Here is a 6867-nt window from a genome sequence, read left to right as displayed (position 1 = left end):
GTACGCGGTCTTCTCCGCGAACGTGGTGACCTCCAGGTCGACGACCCACTTGCACGCCGAGACGTACCCGTACAGCCCGGGGATCACCATGCGGACCGGGAACCCGTGCTCGGCCCGGCGAGCGCCCCGGCGGGGTCTCAGCCCAGCGCCTGCGCCAGGTCGGCGACGAGGTCGTCGGCGTCCTCGATGCCCACCGACAGCCGCACGAGGTCGTCGGGGACCTCCAGCAGCGACCCGGCCACCGAGGCGTGGGTCATCTTCCCGGGGTGCTCCACGAGGGACTCCACGCCGCCGAGGGACTCCCCCAGGGTGAACAGCTCGGTCGCCTTGCACACCGCGAGCGCGTCCTCCACCGACGCCGTGCGGAACGAGATCATCCCCCCGAACCGCTTCATCTGCTTCGCCGCGACGTCGTGGTTGCGGTGCTCGGGCAGGCCCGGGTAGAGGATCCGCGTCACGCGCGGGTGCGACTGCAGGAACTCCACGACGCGCTCGGCGTTGTCGCAGTGCCGTTCCATCCGCACCGCGAGGGTCTTCAGCCCGCGCTGCACGAGCCAGGAGTCGAACGGCCCGGGCACCGCGCCCATGGAGTTCTGGTGGAACCCGATCCGCTCGGCCAGGGAGCTGCCGCGGCCGTCGTCGCCGTCGCGCACGACGACCGCGCCGCCGACGACGTCGGAGTGGCCGCCGGCGTACTTCGTCGTGGAGTGCACGACGAGGTCGGCGCCCAGGACGAGCGGGGTCTGCAGGTAGGGGGTGGCGAAGGTGTTGTCGACGACGAGCAGCGCCCCGGCGGCGTGCGCGATCTCGGCGATGGCGGCGATGTCGCCGACGGTCAGCAGCGGGTTGGTCGGGGTCTCCAGCCACACCAGGCGGGTGCGGCCGGGCTGCACGGCCTCGCGCACGGCGTCCAGGTCGGCCAGGTCGACGGGGGTGTGCTCCACGCCCCACGGCTCGGCGACCTTCTTCACCAGCCGGTAGGTGCCGCCGTAGGCGTCGTTGGGGATGACGACGTGGTCGCCGGGCCGGCACAGGGCCCGCAGGATCCCGTCCTCGGCGGCCAGGCCGGAGGCGAAGGCGAAACCGGCCGCGCCCTGCTCCAGCGCGGCCAGCTGCGTCTCCAGCGACGTGCGGGTCGGGTTGCCCGAGCGGGAGTACTCGTAGCCGGTGCCGAGGCCGGTGCGCAGGGCCCCGACCCCGTCCTGCTTGTAGGTGGACACCTGGTAGATCGGCGTCACGACGGCGCCGGTGGCGGGGTCGGCCTCCTGGCCGGCGTGGATGGCGCGGGTCGAGAAACCGGGCAGCTCGGAGTTGGTCACGGACCGAGCCTACGAGCCCGCCCGGGCGGTCCCCCCGGCCGCCGGGGCGGCCGGGGGGTGCCTGGGGGGTGCGGGGGGTCAGGAGCAGGCGACGGGGGCGCCGACCGTCAGGGGTTCCTGGGCGCGCTCGTCGAGCAGCAGGTGCACGAGGTCTCGGGCCTCCTGCGCGGCCGGGACGAGCACCGTGCCGTCGGCCCGCGCCTCGGTGCGGACGCCCTGCAGCTCCAGGGTCGGGGCCGCCGCCCGGGCCTGCTCGGCGGTCAGGACGTAGCCGCAGGGCGGGTCGAAGGCGACCTGGTCGGGGGTGGGCAGGGCGTTGTCGGCCCCGGCGAAGGCGACGGTGGTGCGTTCGGCGGCGCTGCGGGCCGGGGACGCGGCGGTCGCGTCGGCGATCTCGGCGCGGCGCTCGTCGACCATGCCGAGGGTGGCGCGCGCGGCGGTGACCTGGGTGGACACCCGCCGCTGGTTCAGCAGCGCCGGGTTGGCCTCCTCCAGCGGCGAGGCGGGGGCGTTGCTGGCCTCGACGAGGATCCCCAGGGAGTGCCGCAGGCCGGAGGTGTTGCGCAGGATGCGCTCCTGCCCGTCGCCGGCGAGCTGGGCGACGACGTTCCCGTCGCCGTCGTAGCGGTAGCCGTAGATGCCGGTGCTGTTGCCGGCGGCCTCGACGGCGGGCAGCACCTCCTGCTCGGTGAGGTCGCGGGACAGGTCGTGGACCCGCTGGTCGAGGTTGCGGTTGCGCGGCCACAGCGCGATGAGGTCGCGGTCGTAGCTGCCGGGGGTGGGTCCGTACTCGTGCAGGTCGTGCACGACGTCGGGGCGCAGGTCGCGCTGGAGCTGGGCGACGACCCGGGCCTCGGCGGTGCGCAGCAGCAGGTGGTCGCGGTTGACGTCGACGCCCTCGGAGTTCTCGCGGGTGCCCGCCGCGACGCCGTCGGGGTTCACGGTCGGCACGAACAGGACGGTGGTGCTGCGCAGGAACTGCGCGGTGGCGGGGTCGGTGGTGGTCGCGAGGTCGCGGGCCAGGGTCAGGCACGCCTCGCGGCCGCTGGGCTCGTCGCCGTGCTGGGTGCAGGTGAACAGCACCGAGCTGCCGCGCGCGACCGCCTCGGCGGGCAGCGGCTGCGGCGCGCCGACGGCGACGAGCTGGAGGGGGCGGTCCTGGGCGGTGCGGCCGACCTCGGTGACGGTGAGGCGGGGGCTGGCGGCGTCGAGGGCCTGGAGGAACTGCTGCTCCTGCTCCAGGGTGGTCCACGTCGCGCCGCCGGAGGTCTCGAAACCGGTCCGCAGGCCGCCGGGGACGGCGGGGCCGGGCAGGCCCGGCTCGTCGGCGGCGGCGGGCCCGGCGAGCGCCGCGGTGGTGACGGCGAGGGCTCCGGCGAGCACGAGACCCGTGGCGCGCGAACGACGGCGGTCACGCACGGGACGGGGGGACAGAGGTAGCACTGCGACTCCAGAGGGTAGTTACCTGTGGGACAGCTGTGACGTCATCTGACCAGGTGCCCGTCCCCGGCACAAGGGGCCGGGCGGGAACGTCCCGCCCCCCGCCGTGGTTGCACGAGGCACGAGAGAAGGGAAGTGGGCATGCGGTTCGGCAACCCGTACAAGACGCAGATGGTGACCGCGGAGGAGGCCCTGCCGGGGTCGGAGACGCGGCGCTTCGAGGTCCCGACGACGCACACCGTCCTGGGCACCCCGCTGGAGGGCCCCTGGCCCGAGGGCACCGAGGTGATCTCGTTCGCCATGGGCTGCTACTGGGGCGCGGAGCGCATCTTCTGGCAGGTCCCGGGCGTGGTGACGACCGCGGTGGGCTTCCAGGGCGGCTTCACGAAGAACCCGACGTACTACGAGTCCACGACGGGCCGCACCGGCCACGCCGAGACCGTGCTGGTCGCCTACGACCCCGCCCGGGTCAGCCCCGAGGTCCTGCTGAAGACGTTCTGGGAGAACCACGACCCGACGCAGGGCTACCGGCAGGGCAACGACCGCGGCACGGAGTACCGCTCCGCGGTCTACACGACCACGGACGAGCAGTGGGCAGCGGCGCAGCGCACCCGCGAGACGTTCCAGCGCGAGCTGACCGAGCACGGCCACGGCCGCATCACGACCGAGATCCGGCCGGCGAGCGAGGCGGGCCCGTTCTGGTACGCCGAGGAGGAGCACCAGCAGTACCTCGACAAGATCCCGAACGGGTACTGCAACCACGGCCCGAACGGGCTGACCTGCCAGATCGGGCTGGTCTCCACCGACTGACCGGCCGGCGCGGACGCAGAGAGGGGACGGTGCCCGTGGGCACCGTCCCCTCTCGTCTGCCTGCGCCCCCCAGCGCACGCACGGGCCACCCGTCCCCCCGGCGGGGTGCCCTCGCAGATCCTCCCAGAGCGTCCAGGGCCGCGACAGCCTCCGCGTGGCCCCCTTTGGGGGGCGATCGACCCCCCGTTCCACTACCCTCCCCCCGGGAAGAGGGGATCTCCACGTGGCTGGCAGCACCGACGACACCGACGACACCGCGTCCGGCCGGACGCTGCGGGTCGCGGCCGTCGACGACCACCCCGCGCTGCTGGCCGGCCTGCAGCTCGAGCTGGCCCGGCTGGACGAGCGGGTCGCCCTCGTGGCGAGCGCGCCGACCGTGCCCGAGCTGCTGTCCGCGCTCAGCGGCACCGCGGCCCCCGACGTCGTGCTCCTCGACCTGCGGCTGGGGGACGGATCGCGCCCGGCGGGCAACGTCGCCGCCCTGTGCGCGGCGGGCTCGCGGGTGCTGGTCTACACCGAGGGCCGCCTGCACGCCGAGGCGCTGGAGGCCATGCAGGCCGGGGCGCAGGGCGTCCTGCTGAAGGACCGGCCGGTGGCGACCGTCGCGGAGGCGCTGTGGGCGGTCTCCGAGGGCGACACGGTCTCCTCGGCCGAGACGGCGGCGGCGCTGCAGGTCGACGAGTCGCTCACCTCGCACCTGTCCCCGCAGGAGCGGCGCGTCCTGGAGCTGTACGCCGGCGGCATGCCGGCCCGCTCGGTGGCGCTGCGCCTGGGCGTGACCCCGGAGACGGCCAAGAGCTACCTCAAGCGCATCCGCGCCAAGTACGCGGCGGTCGACCGGCCGGCGTACACGCGCATGGAGCTGTACCGGCGGGCCGTCGAGGACGGCGTCCTGGCGCCGGTGCCGCTGCCCGCCCCCGGGTCCCGTGCCGACGGCTGACCCGGCGGTGGGCGGCCGGTGACCCGGCGCGGCGTCCACCGGCTGCTGGCCCTCGTGCTGGCGCTGGCGATGGTCTCGGTGACGCCCACGGTCGTCGCGAACCTGGCCACCGGGCCGGCGCAGGCGCCCGGCTGGTGGACGGCGCCGCTGCTGGCCGCGTACCTCGCGGTCTTCGCGTGGCTCGTGCTGCACGCGGTGCGCCGCACCCGGCCGTGGCGGCCCGTGTGGGCGCTGGTGCTGCTCGGCGACGCCGCGCTCGGGACCTACCCGCTGGTCGCGGGGCACCCCGACGAGGTCCCGTGGGTGCTGGCGCTGTCCCCGCTGACGGTCGGGGCGGGGGCCGTGGCCGTCCCGTCGCTGTGGGGGGCGCTGGGGCTGACCGGCGCGCACCTGGCGCTGCGGCTGGCGCTGCAGCTGTCGGGGGTCTGGACGGTCCCGGGCGACATCGCGGTCCTGGACGCCGTGGGGCTGCTCGTCATCGGCACGGCCACCTCGGTGGCGGTGCTGTCGGTGCGGGCCGCGGCCGGGCAGGTCGAGACGGCGCGCGCGGCGGCCGAGCGGGCCGCCGCCGAGGCCGCGGCGGCGCGGGCGGTGGAGGTGGAGGACTCCCGCTGGGACGGCATCGTCCACGACGACGTGCTGGCGTCGCTGTCGCTGACCGCGCACGCGCACGACGGCGCGGACCGGGTGCGGGCCCGGGCCGCGGCCGGGCGGGCCCTGACGAGCATCGCCCACGACCCCGACGGCGAGCCCGGGCCGGTGCCGGTCGCCGAGGCCGCCGCGCGGCTGTCCGACCGGGTCCTGTCGGCGCACCCGCGGGCGGAGCTGACCCTGCCCGGCCGCGCCGGGGGCCGGGTGGAGCCGGAGGCCCTGGAGGCGCTGCAGTCCGCGGCGGTCGAGGCGTGCCGCAACGCCGTGCGGCACGGCCGGCCCGGCGGCGTGCCGACGGTCCGGGTCCGCGTCCGCACCACCCGGGGCCGCGACGGGGACCGGCTGAGCGTGGAGGTGCGCGACGACGGGGTCGGGTTCGACCCGCGGACCGCGACCCCGCGGCTGGGGCTGGCGGTCTCGGTGCGCCGCCGCGCCGACGTGGTGGGCGGCCGGGCGCTGGTGCGCTCGCTGCCGGGGGTGGGCACCGTGGTCCTGCTCAGCGTCCCGGTGGTCCCGGGGGCCCCGGGGGGTACGGAGGCCCCGGGGGCCTCGGGGGTCACGGCGTGAACGGGGTGAACCGGGCGTGCCTGCTGGGGGCCGTCCTGTGGCTGTTCTCGCACGGCCCGCTCGTGGCCCTGCCGTCCCTGCACCAGCACCGGCAGCCGGGGCTGGCGGTGCTCGCGATGGTCGTGGTGCTCGTCGTGAGCGCGGTCGCCGTCCGTCCCCTGACCGGGCGCCCGCTGGACCTGTCCCGCCCGGCCGCGGTGGCGATGGCGGCCGTGGTGCCGCTCAGCGGGCTGGCGGTGACGCCGTTCCTCGACGAGTCGCTGTGGCGCACGTACGCGAACTGGTGGCCGGGGCTGTCCCAGGTCCTCGTCGCCGCGCTCGTGATGCGCCGGCGCCCGCTGGCCGCGCTGGCGGCGGAGCTGTCCTCGGCGGCGGTGCTGGGGGTGCTGGTCGCGGGGTCGGACCTGCCGCACCGGGCGGTGGCGTTCGCGGCGCTGAACCAGCCCGCGCTGGTGTGGTTCACCGCCGCGGTGGGGGTGCGGTTCCTGTTCGACCGCACCGCGCGCGACGTGGCCCGCTTCGAGGCCGACGCCGGCCGCGCGGTGGCCGCGCGCGCCGGGACGGAGGCCCGGGGGGCCAGCGCCCGGCAGCGCCGCGACGACCTGGAGCACAGCACGGTCCCGCTGCTGCGGCGGGTGGCGCTGAGCGACCCGGACTCCCCCACCTGGCCGGTGCTGTCGCGGGCGGCGCTGACGCTGGAGCGGCGGCTGCGCGACGACCTGCGGGCCCGGGACCTGCTCGACGAGCGGGTCCGCACGGCGCTGCGCCGGGCCCGGGACCGCGGCTGCGAGGTCGACGTGGTGGACGACCGGGGGCCCGGCGCCGGCGTGGACGGGTTCGTCCGGGGGTTGCGGACGGTGCTGGCGCCGGTCCTGACGGCGTGCGGCAGCGCGCGGGTGACGCTGCGGCTGCCGCCGGGCGGGGACGTCGCGACGCTGTCGGTGGACGGGTCACCGGCCGAGGCGGACGCGGTGGCGGCGGCGCTGCGGATGGCGCACCTGCGCGGGGTGGCGCTGGAGGTGGAGACGGACCTGCACGTGGAGGGGGCGTTCGGGTCGCTGTGGGCCGAGCTGCGGGCGGGGGCGGGGGGGGCCCCCGGCCCGGCCCCCGCGGGGGACAAAACGATGTCGGGCCCGTCTC

7 protein-coding genes are annotated in these 6867 nt (G+C 76.5%); 4 read left to right on the top strand and 3 right to left on the bottom strand.

Going from position 1 to position 6867, the window contains the following annotated elements:
• The 3 genes from ACRYM6_RS22820 to ACRYM6_RS22810 form a co-directional block, all read right to left on the bottom strand.
• On the bottom strand, positions 1 to 141 hold a 141-nt coding region (locus ACRYM6_RS22820; RefSeq protein ID WP_432545183.1), incomplete at its 3' end, for a molybdopterin-dependent oxidoreductase.
• Positions 138 to 1319: a cystathionine gamma-synthase gene (locus ACRYM6_RS22815; protein WP_432545182.1), complete on the bottom strand. Its 1182-nt coding sequence runs from the start codon at positions 1317 to 1319 to the stop codon at positions 138 to 140. The genes ACRYM6_RS22815 and ACRYM6_RS22820, both read right to left, overlap by 4 nt.
• Positions 1320 to 1397: 78 nt before the next feature.
• Positions 1398 to 2738, bottom strand: a complete 1341-nt coding sequence (locus ACRYM6_RS22810; RefSeq protein ID WP_432545181.1) for a M14 family zinc carboxypeptidase — start codon at positions 2736 to 2738, stop codon at positions 1398 to 1400.
• Positions 2739 to 2900: 162 nt separating this feature from the next.
• Here ACRYM6_RS22810 and msrA point away from each other — a divergent pair, with 162 nt between their 5' ends.
• The 4 genes from msrA to ACRYM6_RS22790 form a co-directional block, all read left to right on the top strand.
• Positions 2901 to 3569, top strand: a complete 669-nt coding sequence (msrA, locus tag ACRYM6_RS22805; RefSeq protein ID WP_432545180.1) for a peptide-methionine (S)-S-oxide reductase MsrA — start codon at positions 2901 to 2903, stop codon at positions 3567 to 3569.
• Positions 3570 to 3792: 223 nt separating this feature from the next.
• Positions 3793 to 4509, top strand: coding sequence for a sigma factor-like helix-turn-helix DNA-binding protein (locus ACRYM6_RS22800; RefSeq protein ID WP_432545179.1), 717 nt, complete (start codon positions 3793 to 3795; stop codon positions 4507 to 4509).
• Positions 4510 to 4527: 18 nt separating this feature from the next.
• A complete protein-coding gene (locus tag ACRYM6_RS22795; protein ID WP_432545178.1) occupies positions 4528 to 5727 on the top strand; it encodes an ATP-binding protein in 1200 nt (399 codons plus the stop codon).
• On the top strand, positions 5724 to 6867 hold a 1144-nt coding region (locus ACRYM6_RS22790), incomplete at its 3' end, for a hypothetical protein (protein WP_432545177.1). The genes ACRYM6_RS22795 and ACRYM6_RS22790, both read left to right, overlap by 4 nt.

Origin of the sequence: Kineococcus rugosus (assembly GCF_050871975.1) — a bacterium.
Taxonomy (GTDB): domain Bacteria; phylum Actinomycetota; class Actinomycetes; order Actinomycetales; family Kineococcaceae; genus Kineococcus.
The sequence above is the reverse complement of the archived record's forward strand: the minus strand, read 5'-3'. Positions and strand labels throughout refer to the sequence as shown.